Here is a 16852-nt window from a genome sequence, read left to right as displayed (position 1 = left end):
GCTCCCTGGACGTAGGCGTGGTGTTCAGACGGGCGGGCGGGTCCAGCCGATGTACCAGTCGAGGAACGGGATCGGGGTGGTCCAGCCGCAGTGGACGTACCCCCAACGGTGGTCGTGGATCCACGGGGCGGACGGCCACCAGTACGTCTCTCCCCACCTCTGGTCCGTCATCCACACCGTGCCGGCGAGGTCGCCGTTCAGCGCCAGGATGCTGACCAGCGAGGAGCCGTGGTCGCGGAGGAGCATCGTCCCGGGCGTCGGCCTGGGGGAGGTGAGGATCGGGGGAGCGAGGCGGGGGAGGCGGGCGGCGTCGGCCTCAGTGATGGGGAAGGGGTCCGAGGCGGAGACGGCGAGCCACGGCGCGCCCTCGCAGGCTTGTCGCTCCCGTAACGTCCACTCGGTGATCCACTCCAGGTCGATCACCAGGCCGGGGTGCGCGCCGAGGCCGAAGCGCAGCAGGAACGAGCGGAACTCACCGGGCAGCGACGCCTGGACGAGGTCCTCGAGCCCCCGCACCTCCTCCTCCGACAAGGGGGCGGCGCTCGACGGGTGCAGGTCCTCGGACAGCTCGTCCAGACTGGTGGTCGATCGCATGCCGTCCATTCTGCGACGTTGTGAGATGGCTGGTCAGGCGATGTCTCTTACTTCACGGCTAAACGGATAACACCGCCACCGGCGCCACGTTCGTCCCGGTCGAACCCGACGGGCCGCGGCGCATGGTCGAGCGGGTGCTCGACATGGATCCGCGTCTCGACGTCCTCGTGAACAACGCGGGCGGCGGCAGCGCGCCCCGGAGGTGCTCGAAGATCCCTCCGGCGCCGATCTGGCGGCGTACCTACGGCCCGGCCAGGACGCGTTCCTGGAGAGGCTGCCCCAGCAGCCCGGCATGGTGACCGACGCGTTGATCGACCCCGCGGGGATCGCCCGTGCGGTGCTGCTCCTGGCGTCTCCCACGATGCCCGGTGCGGTCGGCGCCAACTGGCTGGTGGGCGGGGGTGCGCTCAAGACTCCGTGAGCAGGTCCGCCCTGAGCTGGTCGAACCACTCCGCGCCGAGCCGCCGCCCGTCCGGGAGCTGGTCGTCGCGGTCCCAGCGCCACGTGATGATCATCGCCAGGACCAGGAGGCGGCACTGGCGCAGCACCTCCCGATCGGCCCCCGGGTAATGCCCATGGACGTCCACGGGGGCGTGGGCGAGGTCGAACTCCACGGGACCCCGGCAGCACGTCTCGAAGTCGATGAAGACCAGGCCGTTCTTCGTGGTGAGCACGTTGCCGGGGTGCGGTTCGCCGTGCAGGAGCTGGTCGGGGCGGCCGCGTTCGAGGATCGTGCGGGTCGTGCTCGCCAGCGTGCGGATGAGGAGCTCGCGGTCGGCGTCGGGGAGCTCGGGGGTGAGCTCGCGGTCGGCGAGGAGCCGACGGGCCTGCTCGGCCCGGTCGGTGAAGTGCTGGGCCGGTACGTCGAGCACGCGCAGGCCCGCGTGCAGCCGGTGAAGCGCCTCGGCGTAGGCGGCCGGTGAGGGCTCCTCGGCCACCGGCTCGTAGTAGGTCCACAACGTGACCACGTAGTCGTCGTGTTCATAGGCGCGCGGCTCCACTCTGGGGTCGAGCGCGGCCACGGGGGAGCCGGTCAGCCGCCGGGCGAGGTCGACTTCGAGGTCGGCCACCTGCTGGGTCACGGGGGCCACGCGGGCCAGCACGTCGCAGGGCAGCAGGCGCAGGATGAGCTTGTTCGAGTTCTGCAGGATGATCGCGTCGTCGCCGGCGGCCAGGCCGAGCGATGAGGCGATCGCTCTGGCCGCGGCGGTCGCCCGCCGTACCTCTGCTTCCTGCATCCGTGCCTTCTCTCTTCCGTACGGGCTGAGCACCGTACCAGCGGCGTTGATATTCGCTCGCGTGATTTTTCGCCCATGAAACAGTTGTTCGCATGATCAACCGGGGTCCCGCCTTGGCGGCTGCCCCCGCGCGGGACCCCGCAGCTAGCGGACGTAGGCGATGGGGCCGCCGGCGTTTGACGGGAGGCGGGTGCCGAGGAGGAGCTTGGCGAGGGTCTGGTCCTCCGGCGGGCCTGTCTCGATCATGTTCGTCGGTGCGTCCAGGTCGGTGAGGTAGCCGGCGAGTCTGGCGTCGAAGCGGTGACGGATGCGGGGGCCGAAGATGCGTCGGCTCTCCCAATCGTCCAGGCCCGTCAGTACGGCGACGACGAAGCCGCCGAGGGTGATCGGGAGGATGCCGGCTCGCGAGATGTTCTGCGGGTCGCCCGTCCACCAGCCGCGTAGGGCCTCTAACAGGTGCTCGGGTGGGAGGTCGGCGTGGAAGCCGATGTAGGGGCGGTCCTGGTCCTTGACCGGTTGTGCCACGCCGACGCGCAGGACGGGCATCGTGTCCTCGTCCTTCGGCAGGACCTCGTGGAGCGGGGCGGTGGGGCGGGTGCTCAGGCGTTCGGCCGCGTCCCGAGGGATGAGGCGGGTGCGGCCTTGCCGGCGGGAGGCGGGGAGGAGGCCGGCGGCGGTGATCTTCTTCAGGGCGTCGTGGGAGAGGCCGTAGTGGGTGGCGGCTTCGGTCAGGGTGATGAGGGACATGTCGGGCCTTCGGGGTCGCTGCTTGAGGGACGTGCGCAGTTGATCAAAAGCCGGTGACGGTTGTCCAGGGTGGCGGCCTGGGAGGCAGACTGGGGCGCGTACGGAAAAGTCATGAAAAATCCGGTGAAGAGGAATTGTCATGCCCCTGTCCACGGCTCGCATCACCACCTCCGACCCCGACCGTCACCTCGCCCGTATCGTCGAGCGGCTCAAGCCGGACGCTCAGATGACCGGTCCCGGGCGGGCGAAGGTGACGCTGGCGGGGGGCGGCTGTTCGGTGCTGGCGGCGGGGGATGAGGTGCTGGTGATCGCGGCCGCGGCGGACGCCGGTGGGTTGGCGAGCGTTCAGGAGGAGGTCGGGCGGCAGCTTCTCGCGGCGAGAGACGTACAGGCGGGTGACGTACAGGCGGGTGACGTGCGGGCGAGAGACGTGCAGGCGGGTGACGTACACGCGGGTGACGTGCGGGCGGGAGATGGTGAGCGGGTGGTGTGGGCGGAGGCCGTCTCCGGGGAGCAGGTCGAGCTGGTTTCGCCCGTCGTTGAGGATTATCTGCTTGCCCACTGCACCCCGGCCGACGAGGTGCTGCGTGAGCTGGCGGCCACCACGCGGGCGGTGACCGGGCGGTCGGCGGGGATGCAGGTGTCGGCCGATGAGGGCGCGCTGCTCGGCATGCTGGCCCGGATGGTGGGGGCGCGGCGGGCGATCGAGGTCGGCGTGTTCACGGGGTACTCGTCGCTGTGCATCGCCCGCGCGCTCCCGGCCGACGGAAAGCTGATCGCCTGTGACGTGAGCACCGAGTGGACGGACATCGCCAAGCCGTTCTGGGAGCGGGCGGGCGTGGCCGATCGCATCGAGCTCAGGATCGGGCCCGCCGTGGACACGTTGCGCGCGCTGCCCGACGAGCCCGCCTTCGACTTCGCCTTCGTGGACGCCGACAAACCCGGCTACCCGGCCTACTACGAGGAGATCGTCCCGAGGCTGCGGCCGGGCGGGCTGCTGGTGCTGGACAACGTGTTCCTCGGCGGCCGGGTGCTGGATCCGGCGTTCCAGGGGGCGGCGCAGGTGGCGATGCGCCAGGTCAACGATGCGCTCGCCCGTGACGAGCGGCTCGACTCCGTGATGTTGCCGGTGCGGGACGGCGTCACCCTGGCCCGCAAACGCTGACCCGGCGGCGGGTGAGGGCGCGGGCCGCCTCCATCGTGAGCCGCTCGAAGCTCGGCATGAACTCGTGGTGACGTGAGCCGCCCGCGGCGTGCAGGGAATCGCTAGCCCCGTACGGCACACAGCAGCCGGTTGTTGCCCCGCTGCCACAACGTGCCGACCTCGGTGAACCCGGCTTCGCGCAGCGCTCCCACGTGCTGCGACAGCAGGCGGGACTCCGAGCCGTGGTGGTCGGCGCCGGCGGTGGTGCGCTCGCGGTTGAGCTCGGCGAGGTCGGGGTCGGCGGCGATGGCGTCCCACCAGCTGCGCCAGTCCTCGGGGCGGTCGGCACCGAACGTGCGCTCGGTCTCGAGGTCGTGCACCGCGTGCTCAAGGCGGGAGAGCGCGGGCGTAGCGTCGTCGGTGTCGAGGTGGTCGCCGTTGAGCAGCAGCCCGCCGGGCCGCAGCACGGTCGCCAGCTCCGCGTAGACGCCCTTGAGGTCGGACTCGGAGATCCAGTGCAGCGCGGTGGTGCTGACCGCCGCGTCGGCGGGGCCGTCGAGGCCGAGCAGGCCGGTCCACCCGCTCGTCCGCAGATCCGCGGAAACGAACGTGAGCTGCGGGTACGCGGCCCGCCCCAGCCCGATGAGCAGCGGGTCGGCGTCCACGGAGATCACCCTGGCCCGGGGCAGCCGTTCGAGCAGCCGGACGGACAGGGAGCCGGGGCCGCAGCCGAGGTCGATGACCACGGGGTCGGGCCGGCCGAGCGCCTGCACGGCGTCGATCAGCGCGGTGAAGCGCTCCTCGCGGTCGGGCAGGTAGCCCTCCTGCTGGCGATCCCAGCGCGCGAGCCAACGGAGTGCGGCATCGTGAGTCAGCACGAACGTTCTCCCTGTAACTGTCGTCTATGCTTTGGACAGTCACAACGTACGGCACGAAGGTGTAACCGGTCAATTGGATTACAACAGTCACACAGATGCGGTGGTCAGGGTGGCGGTGACCCTCGTCAACGCGCTGACCCCGGGCGAGCAGCGCGGCCGCCCCTTCCCGGTGCCGCGCGACCTGGGCGCCGCCGCCACCGGCGCCCTGCGTGCGTTGCGTCCCTCCTACCGCGAGGTCACCCAGGCGGAGGGCGCCCAACTGGCCGAGGTCGCGCGGCGCCTGCGTACCGTCTTCACCGCCGTCGCGGACGGCGACCTCGACCGCGCGGCCGAACAGGTGAACGTGCTGCTCGCCGAGACCGACGCGAGGCCCCGCCTCGAACGGCACGACGGCGAGCCCTGGCACCTCCACTTCCACGGCCTCGGCGGCACCATGGCCGGCGACTGGGCGGCCGGCTGCGCGACGGGCCTCGCGGTGGTGCTGGGCAGCGAGTTCAGCGACCGGCTCGGCGTCTGTACGGCCCCGCACTGCGACCGCGTCTACGTGGACGTCTCCCGCAACGGCACCCGCCGCTTCTGCTCGACCGCCTGCCAGAATCGGGTGAAGACGGCCGCCTTCCGAGCCCGTACGAGAGGCTGACATGCGAGTTCGCCAAGCCGTCACAGAAGACGCCGAGCGCGTCGCCGAGATCCACGTACGGTCCTGGCAGCGGGCCTACCACGGGCTGCTGCCACAGCCGCTGCTCGACGGGTTACGGCCGGCGCAACGCGTCCCGCAGTGGCAGCGGCTCATCCAGCAGGCCGACTGGCCGCGCCGGGCCACGCTGGTCGCGGAGGACGAAGGGGACGTGGTCGGCTTCACCGGTCTCTGCCCCACCCGGGACGACGACGATGACCCCGAGCAGGTGGGGGAGGTGGCCGCGATCTACGCCCTGCCGGCCGTCTGGGGGCGCGGGATAGGACGCGGGCTGATGGCGGAGTCGATGCGAACGCTCAGGGAGGCGGGCTTCTCGTCCGCCGGCCTGTGGGTGCTGGAGGGGAACGCCCGGGCGATCCGGTTCTACGAGCGGATGGGGTGGCAGCAGGACGGCGCCGTCAAGGACGCGGTCATCGGCGGCCTCGAGGTTCGTGAGCTGCGGTATCGGTGCGTGTTCAGGTGAGCTGCCTGATGGGGGTGCCGTCGAGGAAGGCGTCGATGTCCTCGACGGCCTCCCTGAAGTAGGTGCCGTAGTTGAGCTCGGTCACATAGCCCAGGTGCGGGGTCGCCAGCACGTTCGGCAGCGTACGGAACTCGTGCCCCTCCGGCAGCGGCTCCACGTCGTACACGTCGAGCCCGGCCCCGGCGATGCGCCCTTCGCGCAGGGCGGCGGCCAGCGCGTCCTGGTCGACGATCGCCGCCCGCGAGGTGTTGATGAGGTGGGCGGTCGGCTTCATCAGGTCCAGCTCGCGCGCCCCGAGCAGCCCCCTGGTGCGGTCGGAGAGCACGAGGTGGAGGGAGACGACGTCGGAGGCGGCCAGCAGCGCGTCGAGGTCGGGCGCCAGGCGGGCGCCGCACTCGGCGGCGCGCTCCTTGGTGAGGTTGCGGCTCCAGGCCACGACGTCCATGCCGAACGCCTGCCCGACGGCGGCCACCCGCGACCCGATGCGGCCGAGCCCGAGCAGCCCGAGCGTGCGGCCGTGCAGGTCGGCGCCGACGGTCTGCTGCCAGGGGCCGCCGGTGCGCAGGGCGGTGGCCTCGGGCAGCAGATGGCGGGCGAGGCCGAGGATCAGCGCCCAGGTCAGCTCGACGGTGGGGGTGGAGCCGGCGCCGGTGCCGCAGACGGTGACGCCGTTGTCGCGGGCGGCGGCGAGGTCGATGGAGGCGTTGCGCATGCCGGTGGTGACGAGCAGGCGCAGGTTGGGCAGCCGGGCGAACACGTCAGCGGGGAACGGCGTGCGCTCGCGCATCGCGACGATGATCTCGCAGTCGTGGACGGCGGTGACGAGGTCGTCGAGGCCGGTGAAGTGGTCGCGGTAGCTCCTGGCCGACACCCGTGACCAGTCGGCCAGCCCGAGTGCGACGTCCTGGTAGTCGTCGAGTACGGCACAGCGCAGCATGACCAGAAATGTTACGCCCCCTGCTCCAGCTCCCCGGGGGGCGGCCCCGGGGAGCTGGAGCCCGTTCTAGTCGGCGGCCAGCCGCTCCGCCTCTTCGTGCAGCGCCAGGATCAGGAGCAGCTCAAGCTGGAGCCGCTGTAAGTCGGGCGCCGCGAGACCGTCCAAGGCGTGCATTTCGGGCCTCCTTGACTATGAGACGCCCCAAACGCCACAACGGTTCACCCCGATTCATCGATTTCTCGCTGGTTTCTCCCGCCCGCTCCTGAAACATGAGTGGGTGGCGGTGGCGAGCGGGTGCCTGCGCGTAAATCTCAGGCCACGCCCGACAATCCAGACATGCGGTCGCGTTCGACCTGAACGCGCAGGATGTCCTGGCGTTCCTCGTTGATTCTGCGGCAGAGCACCAGGTATGCCTTCAGCACCTGGCGGTATCGGGCGTGCGCCTGTTCGAGCTGGTCCTCCAGGAGGAGGGCGCGCTCGGTGTCGCCGTGCTGCCGCGCCTCGGCCACCAGGGCGCGTGCCTCGTCCACGATTTCCTCCGCGCGCACCCGCGTACGCCGCAGCAGGACGGCGCATTCGTACAGTTCCGTCAGCCGTGCCGAGGAAACGATGAACTCCGCCGTGTGGACGGCCGAGCCGTTCGCGGTGTCGCCGCGCAGATCCGATCCCATTACCCGCCACCTCCGAGTCAAGGTTGCCTAACTGTAGACGCGCGACGCACGGTCGCGGATCACCCGCGGCCCGCGGTGGTGGCGGAATGCACCCGGCGGGGGAGGGATTCTTCTCCCGGGAGGGAAAACCACACCCCTGAAACTCATTCGGTGCTGCATGAATGAACTATTTGGCCAGTGTGCGCGGGCTTATTGGCCGAATGCCGTGATTCTCCGTTCTTAGCAAAAGCAGGGGATGGAGAACACGCGATCGGCCCGCGCGGACGCCCGCACTCGTCACATACTGAAGCGGGATGACGACGCGACGTGAACTCTTGGAGTGGTGGCGATGCCGGGGACAGGCAGCGATGACGACGCCCTCGACGTCAGCGTCGTCATCCCCGTGCACAACTGCCGGCCCTACCTCGACCGCTGCCTGACCTCCGCGCTCGTCCAGCGGGTGAAGAAGGAGATCGTGGTGGTGGACGACGGCTCCACCGACGGCAGCGGCGAACTGCTCGACCTCTACGCCTCCTACCACCCCGGCGTCGTCAAGGTGATCCACATCGAGGGCAGCGGCGGCGCGGGCCGCCCGCGCAACGTCGGCATCGAGCACGCCGCGGGCCGCTACGTCTTCTTCTGCGACGCCGACGACTACCTCGGCCCCGAGGCGCTGGAACGCATGGTCTCGGTGGCCGACGCCAACGGCTCCGACATCGTGCTCGGCCGCATCGTCGGCCACGGCAGGCGGGCGCCGGTGTCGATGTTCCAGCAGAACGCCGACCGGGTGAGCCTCGGCGACAGCCCGGTCTACAACAGCCTGAGCTGCTTCAAGCTGTTCAGGAGAGAGCTGCTCGAACGCCACCGCATCAGGTTCGGCGAGGGCATGCTCGTGGGCGAGGACATCCTCTTCAGCGTGCACGCCTACTGCCACGCGGGGCCGATCTCCATCGTGGCCGACTACGACTGCTACCACCTGGTCTCGCGGCCCGACGGCAGCAGCATCATGCAGCAGTCGGGCAGCAGGGACCCGCTCGCCTGGCTGGCGATGATCAAAGAGCCGATCCGGCTCATGGCCAGGCACGTCGAGCCGGGCCCGCTGCGCGACCACCTGCTGCGCCGGCACTTCAGGCTCGACGTGTTCACCCAGCTCGGGACCGTGTTCCTGGAGAGCGACGACGTACGGCGCAAGGAGATCGCGCGCGAGGTCGCCGCGCTGTGCGACGAGTGGTACACCCCCGGCGTCCACGAGCGGCTCAACACCATCGATCGGCAGCGCGCCGACGCGCTCGGCGACATCGACCGCCTCGTACGCCTGGCCCGCATCGAGAGCGCCACCGTGCGCCGCAGGCTGACCGGGCTGCGCTGGGAGGGCGACCGCCTGGTGGTGACCGGCGCGGCCAGGCTGGACGGCATCACCAGGGACGACGGCCTGACCGTGGTGCTGCGCGCCCGCCACGACCCCGGCACCGAGCTGGTGCTGCCGGTCGAGCGCAAGGGCGGCGAGTTCACCGTACGGCTCGACGTGGGCGCGCTCGGCTCGGGCGTCTGGGACCTGCGGGTGGCGGTCGAGATCGAGGGCGTGATCCGGCTGGGGCGGCTCGGCGCCGACCGCGAGAGCGACCTCGCCAGGCCGCGGCCCCGGCTGGTCGGCGGCGTCGTGGTGCTGCCCTACTTCACCAGGGACAACGGCAACCTGAGCATCGACGTGGGCGGCCACGTGGTGGCGGTGCCCGGCGCGGCCACGCTCATCAGGACGCGCTGGGCGCTCGGCCACCGGCTGCTGATCGACGGCGAGGTCACGGTGGCGGGCACCGCGCCGCAGGCGGCGGCCATCAGGCGGATCGTGTGGCGGGAGCGGCGCAGCGGGTGCGAGCGGGCCGAGCGGGTGGTGCCGCTGCCCGGTGGCGGGTTCGCGGCCCGTCCTGCGGTGGGGCGGCTGGCGCCGGGGACCTGGGACGCGTACCTGGAGCTCGATCTGGGCGGGCCGCCCGCACGGTTCAGGATCGAGACGGGCGCCACCGCCGTGGCGGCTCCGCGCCGGTGGTGGGGCGCGGCGCTGATGCGGAGTGTGCGGCCGTACGCGACGTCGGGGAAGGGGCGGCTGAGCGCGGTCGTCAAGCGTCTGACTGCGGAAACTCTCGTGAAGAGACTCCTGCGCTAATTGCCATCTATGTGCAGGTGCAAGACGATGTCCTAAAGTAGGAACGTTTGTCCGACCTGCTCAGTGGAGGCAGCCGTGCACGTACCCGATGGCTTCTTCAACGCGGTGACGTCCGTGTCCGCCGGCGTCGTGGCCGCCGCCGGGGTCGCGGTGTGCCTGCGTGGCGCGCGGCGCGAGCTCGACGACCGGACCGCGCCCATGGCCGGGCTGGTCGCGGCGTTCATCTTCGCCGTGCAGATGCTCAACTTCCCGGTCGCCGCGGGCACCAGTGGTCACCTGATGGGCGGCGCGCTGGCGGCGATACTCGTGGGGCCGTACACAGGGGTGTTGTGCATGGCCGTGGTGCTGCTGGTGCAGGGGGTGTTCTTCGCCGACGGCGGGCTGACGGCGCTCGGCGTCAACGTCACCATCATGGGCCTGGTCACCGTGCTCGTCGGCTGGGGCGTCTTCCGGCTGGTCGCGGGGCTGACCAGGGGCAAGGTGGTGGTGGCGGCGTTCCTGGGCGCGCTGATCTCGGTGCCGGCCGCGGCGCTCGTCTTCACGCTGCTGTTCGCGATCGGCGGGACCGCGCCGATCGAGGTCGGCGCGGTCGCCGCCGCGATGGGCGGCGTGCACGTGCTGATCGGCGTCGGCGAGGCGGTGATCACGGCCCTGACCGTCGGCGCCGTGCTGGCCGTCCGGCCCGACCTCGTGTACGGCGCCCGCGGCCTGTCCAAGCCGCTGGTCCTGCGTGGCGCGGAGGGCGAGACCACGGCGGGCGAGACCACGGCGGGCGAGCCGCAGCCGGTGGCCGCCGGGCGCGGCGCGTTCAAGCCGTTCCTGCTCGGCGGCGTCGGCGTGACGCTGGTGCTGGCCGGGGTGGTCTCGTTCTTCGCCTCGGGTGACCCGGACGGGCTTGAGGCGGTGGCCGAGAACAAGGGCTTCGGCGACCAGGCCGCCGACCACCTGTTCGGGACGTGGGCGCTGGCCGACTACGGTGACGTCGGCGGGATTCCCGTCGGCGTGGCCGGGATCATCGGCGTGGGCCTGGTGCTGCTGATCGCCGGCGCCGTCGGCTACGCGGCGCGCGGCCGCGGCAAGTCCTCCGACCAGATCAAGGTGTGAGACGTGAGCGCGGGGCACCACCACCAGCTCTACCTGCCGGGCGGCTCGGTCGTGCACCGGCTGCCGCCGCAGTGCAAGCTGCTGGCGGTCTTCGCCTTCGCCCTCGTGGTGGTGGCCACCCCGCGTGAGCATTTCTGGGCCTTCGCCGCGTACGCCGTGCTGCTCGCCGGTGTGGCGGCGGTGGCCGGGGTGCCGGCGCCGTACGTGTTGCGGCGGATGGCGATCGAGGTGCCTTTCGTGCTGTTCGCCTTCCTCATCCCGGTGATCGGGCTGGGGGAGCGCACCACGGTGGTGGGGCTCTCGCTGAGCGTGCCCGGCCTGTGGGCGGCCTGGAACATCCTGGCCAAGGCCACGCTCGGAGTGGTCGCGTCGATCCTGCTGGCGGCCACGACGGAGCCGCGGACGATCCTCCTGGGGGCGCAGCGGCTGCGGCTGCCCGGCCTGCTGGTGCAGATCGCCATGTTCATGCTCAGATACCTCGACGTGATCATGGACGAGATGCGGCGGATGCGGGTGGCCAGGGAGTCGCGGGGGTTCGAGGCGCGGAACTTCCGGCAGATCCCGGTGCTCGCGCGGACGGCCGGCGCGCTGTTCATCCGCTCGTACGAGCGGGGCGAGCGGGTGCATCTGGCCATGCTGAGCAGGGGCTATGCGGGCAGTATGCCGATAATTCAAGACATGACGGCATCCGTACGCCAATGGGGCATCGCGCTGGCCCTGCCCGCCACCGCCCTCGCAGTGTTGGGACTCACCTGGTGAACTCTCTCGAAGTCCGGCAGCTCGCCTACGCCTACCCCGACGGCACGCAGGCGCTGTTCGGCGTGGACCTGACGATCGCCCGCGGCGAGCGGGTGGCCCTGCTCGGCCCCAACGGCGCCGGCAAGACCACGCTCGTCATGCACCTCAACGGCATACTCACCGCCGGGCACGGCACGGTCACCGTGGCGGGCACCCCGGTGCGCAAGGACACGCTCAAGGAGGTCAGGCAGCGCGTCGGCCTGGTCTTCCAGGACCCCGACGACCAGCTCTTCATGCCGACCGTACGCGACGACGTGGCCTTCGGCCCGGCCAACGCGGGCCTGCGCGGCGAGGAGCTGGACCGGGTGGTCAAGGACGCGCTGGAGCGGGTCGGCATGCTGGAGTTCGCCGACCGGCCGCCGCACCACCTGTCGTTCGGCCAGCGCCGCAGGGTGGCGGTGGCCACGGTGCTGGCGATGGCGCCGGAGATCCTGGTGCTCGACGAGCCCTCCTCCAACCTCGACCCGGCCGCGCGCAGGGAGCTGGCGGAGATCCTGCGCTCCCTCGACGTGACGGTGCTCATGGTCACCCACGACCTGCCGTACGCGCTGGAGCTGTGCGAGCGCTCGCTCATCCTCTCGGGCGGCGTGATCGCCGCCGACGGGCCCACGCGCAAGCTGCTGGCCGACACGGACCTGCTGGCCGGGCACCGTCTGGAGCTTCCGTACGGGTTCGCGATCCCCGCCTTCTGAGCTTCAGGTTGGAGCACCGGTTGGAGCAACCGTCCCTAGATGGGTAAAAACCCTGGGCATGGTTCTTGACGGGGCGTTTGGTACGCGTTTCTGCCCGCCTTGTCCCCCCGTACCCGACTTTTCGTGGTTTGTGCATGCCCGCTATCCGGGGATGTCGAAGTACAGTGGCTCATCGAGGAGGGGCCCAATGAAGCTGCGGCTTGCGCGACACGCCCTGGGTGACGCCGTGGTGGTGGCCGTCGAGGGAGAGCTTGACCTGTTCACCGCACCGTTCCTGCGTGACGAGGTGCGCGACGCCATCAAACAGGACGGCGCGCGGCTCGTGCTCGATCTGCAGCAGCTGTCGTTCATGGACTCCAGCGGCCTGTCCGTGCTCATCGAGGCCTGGCGGCTGGCCACGGGCGAGGGCGGCGGAGTGTCCCTGGCCGCGCCCCAGGCGCCGGTGGCCCGCATCCTGCGCACCACCGGCCTCGACCGCCGCATCAAGGTCTATTCCGACGTCGACACGGCCGTGGGCGAGATTTAGCCGCCCCCGAGTAGAACTTCATTCGGTCTGCGGTTAAGGTCCACGTTATGGACGTGAACGGATCTGCAGCAATCATTTCCGGCGGCGCCAGCGGCCTCGGTGAGGCCACCGCCCGCGAGCTGGCCCGCGCCGGCGCCACCGTGGTCGTCGCCGACCTCAACGAGGAGCGCGGCAAGGCCGTCGCCGACGAGATCGGCGGGGTCTTCGCCAGGACGGACGTCTCCGACGACGAGCAGGTGCAGGCGGCCGTCGACGCCGCCGTGGCCACCGGCAAGCCGCTGCGCGTGGTCGTCAACAGCGCCGGCATCGGCTGGGCCGAGCGCACGGTCAACCGCGACGGCAACCCGCACAACCCGGCCTCCTACCGCAAGGTCATCGAGGTCAACCTGATCGGCACGTTCAACCTCATGCGCATCGGCGCCGCGGCGATCGCCAAGACCGAGCCGGCCGACGCCGACGGGCAGCGCGGTGTGGTGATCAACACCGCGTCCGTGGCGGCGCTCGAAGGCCAGACCGGGCAGCTCGCGTACTCGGCCTCCAAGGGCGGCATCGTGGGCATGACCGTGCCGGCCGCACGCGACCTCGCCGCCATCGGCGTACGGGTGAACACGATCTGCCCCGGCATCATCGACACCCCGATCTACGGCTTCTCGCCCAACGCCGACGAGTTCAAGGCCAAGCTGGTCGCGCCGGTCGTCTTCCCCAAGCGCATGGGCCGCGCCGACGAGTTCGCGCACCTGGTCAGGTCGCTCATCGAGAACGACTACATGAACGCCGAGGTCGTCCGCTTCGACGGCGGCATCCGCTTCCAGCCCAAGTGAGGTCTCGTGTCTGACGAAGTGCTCGTCGAAGAGTCCGGCAATGTTGCCATTCTCACCATCAACCGCCCCAAGTCGCGGAACGCGATCAACGGGGCGGTCGCGCGAGGCATGGCCGAGGCGCTGGACGCGCTGGACGCACGTCCCGACATCTCCGCGTACGTCCTGACAGGGGCCAGCGGCACGTTCTCCGCCGGCATGGACCTCAAGGGCTTCCTGACCGGCGACATGCCCGTCGTCGAGGGCCGCGGGTTCGGCGGCATCACGGAGGCACCGCCGAAGAAGCCGCTGGTGGCCGCCGTCGAGGGCTACGCGCTGGCGGGCGGGTTCGAGCTGGCGCTGTCCTGTGACGTCATCGTGGCCTCGTCGGAGGCCAAGTTCGGGCTGCCCGAGCCCAAGCGGGGGCTCGTGGCGGGCGCGGGCGGCATCATGCGGCTGCCGCGGCGCATCCCGTACCACGTGGCCATGGAGATCGCGCTGACCGGCGACCACTACCCGGCGGCCCGCCTGTACGAGCTGGGCCTGGTCAACCGCATCACCGAGCCGGGCGCCGCGCTCGAAGGCGCGCTCGAGCTGGCCAGGAAGATCGCCGCGAACGCCCCGCTCGCGCTCATGGCGACCAAGAAGGTCGTCATCGAGTCGCAGGACTGGTCGCTGGACGAGATGTTCAAGAAGCAGTCGGCCATAGTCAACCCGGTCTTCGGGTCGAAGGACGCGATGGAGGGCGCGGCGGCCTTCGCCGAGAAGCGCGCGCCCCAGTGGAAGGGCGAATGACCACAGCCCCTCTCGCTTCCCCATGAAACGGGAGGGGCTCGCCTTAGCGCAGACATAGCTCGGCCTGGTTACGGTAAAGAAAGAGGAGACGACTCACCGGGAGAGCGCATGAGCGACTATTCGGGTTCCGCTTTCGAGTCCGCCAAGCGCGGCGCCGGGGCCCTGCTGTCCGGTGCCCTGAGCGCGCTCATCGTCATGGTGGCCATGCTGGCGGTCATGTGGTTCGTCGAGGGCGTCGACTTCTTCCTTCTGGACGGCAGCCTCGACTACGAGTACGGCATCATCGGCTGGGAGCCGGAAGGGCTGACCGGCATCATCTTCGCGCCGTTCCTGCACATCGGGTTCGGCCACCTGATCGCCAACTCGCTGCCGCTGCTCGTGCTGGGCTTCTTCGCGGGTCTGCGCGACATCCGCAAGTTCCTCTGGGCCACCGTGCTGATCATCTTCATCGGCGGCATCGGCACGTGGCTCACCAGCCCCGACATCGCCACCGTCGGGGCCAGCGGCCTGGTGTTCGGCTACTTCGGCTTCATCCTGGCCCGCGGCCTGTTCGACCGCAGGCTGCTCGACATCGTGATCGCCATCGGCGTCGGCGTGGCCTACTGGGGGATCCTCGCGGGCCTGCTGCCCAACCAGCCGGGCATCTCCTGGCAGGGGCACCTGTTCGGGCTCATCGGCGGCGTGGTGGCCGGCTGGGTGCTGCGGCGCAAGCGTGAGCTGCCGCCCGCCACGACGTACCCGTACCTGAGCTAGAGGTGCGAGGCCGTGTGCTCGGCGGGTGAGGACGACAGCAGACGGTCGATGTAGGCGAGGCCGACGGCCGAGACCACGAACGCCAGGTGGATGATCGTCTGCCACATGATCTTGTCGTTGGGGATCTCGCCGGCCCTGATGAACGTCTGCAGCAGGTGCACCGACGAGATGCCGATGATGGCGGTGGCCAGCTTGACCTTCAGCACGTTCGCGTTGACGTGGGAGAGCCACTCCGGCTCGTCGGGGTGGCCGTTGAGGTTGATGCGCGAGACGAACGTCTCGTAGCCGCCGATGATCACCATGATGAGCAGGTTCGAGATCATCACCACGTCGATCAGCGCCAGCACGGTGAGCATGACGACGGCCTCAGGGGAGGTGCCGTCGGCGGGCGGTGCGCCGTGCAGGAAGACGCCGTCGATGAGGTGCCACAGCTCCAGCGCGAACTGCCAGACGTAGACGGCCTGGGCCACGATGAGGCCGACATAGAGCGGGACCTGAAGCCAGCGGCTGGCGAACATGAGGTAGCCGAGGCTCTTCGGCCGTGCGGGTCCCGGGCCGAAGGTGGGGGTGGCGGTCAAGAACGTTCCTCGTCGTGAGTCGGGCATGAGAAGGCCAGCACCGGATCGCCGGTGCTGGCCGATGGGGTCGGTGCGGAGCGCCGCTAGAGGCGCTCGACCACGTAGTCGACGCAGGTCGTGAGCGCCTCGATGTCGGCCGGGTCGATGGCCGGGAACATCGCGATGCGCAGCTGGTTGCGGCCCAGCTTGCGGTAGGGCTCGGTGTCGACGATGCCGTTGGCGCGCAGCACCTTGGCCACCGCCGCGGCGTCGACGTCGTCGCTGAAGTCGATGGTGCCGACCACCTGCGAGCGGAACTCCGGCGCGGCGAACGGCGTGGCGAAGGACGCCTTCTCGGCCCAGGTGTAGAGGCGCGAGGCGGAGTCGGCGGTGCGGGCGGTGGTCCAGGCCAGGCCGCCGTTGCCGTTCATCCAGTCGAGCTGGTCGGCCAGCAGGAACAGCGTGGCGACCGCCGGGGTGTTGTAGGTCTGGTCCTTCGCGGAGTTGTCGATCGCGACCGGCAGGCTGAAGAACTCGGGCACGTAGCGGCCGCTCGCGGCGATCTCCTCGACCCTGGCCAGGGCGCGCGGCGACATGATCGCGATCCACAGGCCGCCGTCGGAGGCGAAGCTCTTCTGGGGCGCGAAGTAGTAGACGTCGGTCTCGTTGAGGTCGACGGGCAGCCCGCCGGCGCCGGAGGTGGCGTCGACCAGCACCAGCGCGTCGTCGCCGCCGACCCGCTTGATCGGCATGGCGACGCCGGTCGAGGTCTCGTTGTGGGTGAGCGCGTAGGCGTCGACGCCGTCCTCGGCGACCGCCTCGGGGTGGGTGCCGACCTCCGCCTTGATCACGCTCGGCTCGCCCAGCCAGGGCGCCTTCTTGGTGACCGCGGCGAACTTCGAGGAGAACTCGCCGAACGACAGGTGCTGGGACCTGTCGCGGACGAGCCCAAAGGCCGCGATGTCCCAGAACGCGGTGGTGCCGCCGTTGCCCAGCACGACCTGGTAGCCCTCCGGCAGGGAGAACAGGTCGGCGAGGCCCGAGCGCACGCGGCCGACCAGGTTCTTGACCGGCTTCTGGCGGTGGGAGGTGCCCATGAGGCTCGCGCCGGAGGCGGCGAGCGCGGCCAGTTGCTCCGTGCGAACCTTCGAGGGCCCGCAGCCGAAGCGGCCGTCGGCGGGCTTGATGTCAGCGGGAATCACGATGTCAGCCACGTAACGGAGCCTACCGACCTGCGTGGACTGGCTCGTACCGGGTCCGGATTCTGAGACCACCGGCGCGTCGCGCGTCCCGGAGAACCAGAACGGCTACCGCAGGG

General features: G+C 70.4%; 20 protein-coding genes. 12 read left to right on the top strand and 8 right to left on the bottom strand.

From position 1 onward, the window contains the following. Positions 1-24: 24 nt before the first annotated feature. Positions 25-594, bottom strand: coding sequence for an SMI1/KNR4 family protein (locus tag ACFFR3_RS22915; protein ID WP_379483813.1), 570 nt, complete (start codon positions 592-594; stop codon positions 25-27). Between the two features lie 202 nt (positions 595-796). Between ACFFR3_RS22915 and ACFFR3_RS22910 the strand changes: the two genes are divergently transcribed. Beyond that, positions 797-1015: a hypothetical protein gene (locus ACFFR3_RS22910; RefSeq protein ID WP_345395448.1), complete on the top strand. Its 219-nt coding sequence runs from the start codon at positions 797-799 to the stop codon at positions 1013-1015. On the opposite strand, the gene ACFFR3_RS22905 is transcribed toward ACFFR3_RS22910, so the two are convergent. Beyond that, on the bottom strand, positions 1002-1832 hold the full coding sequence (locus ACFFR3_RS22905) for a phosphotransferase (RefSeq protein ID WP_379483812.1): 831 nt from the start codon (positions 1830-1832) through the stop codon (positions 1002-1004). The genes ACFFR3_RS22910 and ACFFR3_RS22905 overlap by 14 nt on opposite strands. A 144-nt stretch (positions 1833-1976) precedes the next feature. Further along, a complete protein-coding gene (locus ACFFR3_RS22900; RefSeq protein WP_379483811.1) occupies positions 1977-2579 on the bottom strand; it encodes a hypothetical protein in 603 nt (200 codons plus the stop codon). Positions 2580-2718: 139 nt separating this feature from the next. Between ACFFR3_RS22900 and ACFFR3_RS22895 the strand changes: the two genes are divergently transcribed. Next, positions 2719-3744: an O-methyltransferase gene (locus ACFFR3_RS22895; RefSeq protein WP_379483810.1), complete on the top strand. Its 1026-nt coding sequence runs from the start codon at positions 2719-2721 to the stop codon at positions 3742-3744. A 101-nt stretch (positions 3745-3845) separates the two neighbouring features. Here the strand turns inward: ACFFR3_RS22895 and ACFFR3_RS22890 are convergent, their stop codons facing one another. Continuing rightward, positions 3846-4601, bottom strand: coding sequence for a class I SAM-dependent methyltransferase (locus tag ACFFR3_RS22890; RefSeq protein WP_379483809.1), 756 nt, complete (start codon positions 4599-4601; stop codon positions 3846-3848). Positions 4602-4710: 109 nt separating this feature from the next. Here ACFFR3_RS22890 and ACFFR3_RS22885 point away from each other — a divergent pair, with 109 nt between their 5' ends. Continuing rightward, the gene (locus ACFFR3_RS22885) at positions 4711-5241 is read left to right on the top strand and encodes a CGNR zinc finger domain-containing protein (RefSeq protein WP_345395466.1); all 531 of its coding nucleotides are present in this window, start codon (positions 4711-4713) and stop codon (positions 5239-5241) included. Position 5242: 1 nt separating this feature from the next. Then, positions 5243-5761 carry a GNAT family N-acetyltransferase gene (locus ACFFR3_RS22880; RefSeq protein ID WP_379483808.1) on the top strand — a complete coding sequence of 173 codons (519 nt, stop codon included), beginning with the start codon at positions 5243-5245 and terminating at the stop codon, positions 5759-5761. Here ACFFR3_RS22880 and ACFFR3_RS22875 read toward each other — a convergent pair. Next, positions 5754-6698, bottom strand: coding sequence for a D-2-hydroxyacid dehydrogenase family protein (locus ACFFR3_RS22875; protein WP_345395473.1), 945 nt, complete (start codon positions 6696-6698; stop codon positions 5754-5756). The genes ACFFR3_RS22880 and ACFFR3_RS22875 overlap by 8 nt on opposite strands. 311 nt (positions 6699-7009) lie before the next feature. Then, positions 7010-7369 (bottom strand): hypothetical protein, encoded by a 360-nt coding sequence (locus ACFFR3_RS22870; RefSeq protein ID WP_345395476.1) that lies wholly within the window; start codon positions 7367-7369, stop codon positions 7010-7012. Between the two features lie 328 nt (positions 7370-7697). Here ACFFR3_RS22870 and ACFFR3_RS22865 point away from each other — a divergent pair, with 328 nt between their 5' ends. From ACFFR3_RS22865 to ACFFR3_RS22830, 8 genes are all read left to right on the top strand, one after another. Continuing rightward, the gene (locus tag ACFFR3_RS22865; protein WP_379483807.1) at positions 7698-9512 is read left to right on the top strand and encodes a glycosyltransferase family 2 protein; all 1815 of its coding nucleotides are present in this window, start codon (positions 7698-7700) and stop codon (positions 9510-9512) included. Positions 9513-9587: 75 nt separating this feature from the next. Further along, positions 9588-10616 (top strand): energy-coupling factor ABC transporter permease, encoded by a 1029-nt coding sequence (locus tag ACFFR3_RS22860; RefSeq protein WP_345395485.1) that lies wholly within the window; start codon positions 9588-9590, stop codon positions 10614-10616. Positions 10617-10619: 3 nt separating this feature from the next. Continuing rightward, positions 10620-11375, top strand: coding sequence for a cobalt ECF transporter T component CbiQ (cbiQ, locus tag ACFFR3_RS22855; RefSeq protein ID WP_345395488.1), 756 nt, complete (start codon positions 10620-10622; stop codon positions 11373-11375). After that, a complete protein-coding gene (locus ACFFR3_RS22850; protein ID WP_379483859.1) occupies positions 11369-12106 on the top strand; it encodes an energy-coupling factor ABC transporter ATP-binding protein in 738 nt (245 codons plus the stop codon). Before cbiQ ends, ACFFR3_RS22850 begins: the two co-directional genes overlap by 7 nt. Before the next feature lie 187 nt (positions 12107-12293). Then, positions 12294-12632, top strand: a complete 339-nt coding sequence (locus ACFFR3_RS22845; protein WP_043624827.1) for an STAS domain-containing protein — start codon at positions 12294-12296, stop codon at positions 12630-12632. A 47-nt stretch (positions 12633-12679) separates the two neighbouring features. Then, positions 12680-13453 (top strand): SDR family NAD(P)-dependent oxidoreductase, encoded by a 774-nt coding sequence (locus ACFFR3_RS22840; RefSeq protein ID WP_345395495.1) that lies wholly within the window; start codon positions 12680-12682, stop codon positions 13451-13453. Between the two features lie 6 nt (positions 13454-13459). After that, positions 13460-14224, top strand: a complete 765-nt coding sequence (locus ACFFR3_RS22835) for a crotonase/enoyl-CoA hydratase family protein (RefSeq protein ID WP_379483806.1) — start codon at positions 13460-13462, stop codon at positions 14222-14224. Between the two features lie 108 nt (positions 14225-14332). Then, positions 14333-14977 carry a rhomboid family intramembrane serine protease gene (locus tag ACFFR3_RS22830; protein ID WP_379483805.1) on the top strand — a complete coding sequence of 215 codons (645 nt, stop codon included), beginning with the start codon at positions 14333-14335 and terminating at the stop codon, positions 14975-14977. Here the strand turns inward: ACFFR3_RS22830 and ACFFR3_RS22825 are convergent. Together ACFFR3_RS22825 and serC are read right to left on the bottom strand one after the other, a co-directional pair. Continuing rightward, positions 14974-15555, bottom strand: coding sequence for a TIGR00645 family protein (locus tag ACFFR3_RS22825; RefSeq protein WP_379483804.1), 582 nt, complete (start codon positions 15553-15555; stop codon positions 14974-14976). The genes ACFFR3_RS22830 and ACFFR3_RS22825 overlap by 4 nt on opposite strands. Positions 15556-15638: 83 nt before the next feature. Next, complete coding sequence (gene serC, locus ACFFR3_RS22820) at positions 15639-16748, bottom strand: phosphoserine transaminase (protein WP_345395501.1); 1110 nt, start codon at positions 16746-16748, stop codon at positions 15639-15641. Positions 16749-16852: the final 104 nt, after the last annotated feature.

This window comes from Nonomuraea salmonea, from assembly GCF_042428605.1.
GTDB lineage: Bacteria > Actinomycetota > Actinomycetes > Streptosporangiales > Streptosporangiaceae > Nonomuraea > Nonomuraea salmonea.
Note: the sequence above shows the minus strand (reverse complement) of the source record. Positions and strands in the feature narration are given on the sequence as shown.

Coding starts and splice junctions, on each gene's coding strand:
- ACFFR3_RS22900 (WP_379483811.1), bottom strand. CDS start 2,579: ATGTCCCTCATCACCCTGACCGAAGCCGCCACCCACTACGGCCTCTCC.
- ACFFR3_RS22895 (WP_379483810.1), top strand. CDS start 2,719: ATGCCCCTGTCCACGGCTCGCATCACCACCTCCGACCCCGACCGTCAC.
- ACFFR3_RS22915 (WP_379483813.1), bottom strand. CDS start 594: ATGCGATCGACCACCAGTCTGGACGAGCTGTCCGAGGACCTGCACCCG.
- ACFFR3_RS22865 (WP_379483807.1), top strand. CDS start 7,698: ATGCCGGGGACAGGCAGCGATGACGACGCCCTCGACGTCAGCGTCGTC.
- ACFFR3_RS22830 (WP_379483805.1), top strand. CDS start 14,333: ATGAGCGACTATTCGGGTTCCGCTTTCGAGTCCGCCAAGCGCGGCGCC.
- ACFFR3_RS22845 (WP_043624827.1), top strand. CDS start 12,294: ATGAAGCTGCGGCTTGCGCGACACGCCCTGGGTGACGCCGTGGTGGTG.
- ACFFR3_RS22870 (WP_345395476.1), bottom strand. CDS start 7,369: ATGGGATCGGATCTGCGCGGCGACACCGCGAACGGCTCGGCCGTCCAC.
- ACFFR3_RS22840 (WP_345395495.1), top strand. CDS start 12,680: ATGGACGTGAACGGATCTGCAGCAATCATTTCCGGCGGCGCCAGCGGC.
- ACFFR3_RS22905 (WP_379483812.1), bottom strand. CDS start 1,832: ATGCAGGAAGCAGAGGTACGGCGGGCGACCGCCGCGGCCAGAGCGATC.
- ACFFR3_RS22875 (WP_345395473.1), bottom strand. CDS start 6,698: ATGCTGCGCTGTGCCGTACTCGACGACTACCAGGACGTCGCACTCGGG.
- ACFFR3_RS22880 (WP_379483808.1), top strand. CDS start 5,243: ATGCGAGTTCGCCAAGCCGTCACAGAAGACGCCGAGCGCGTCGCCGAG.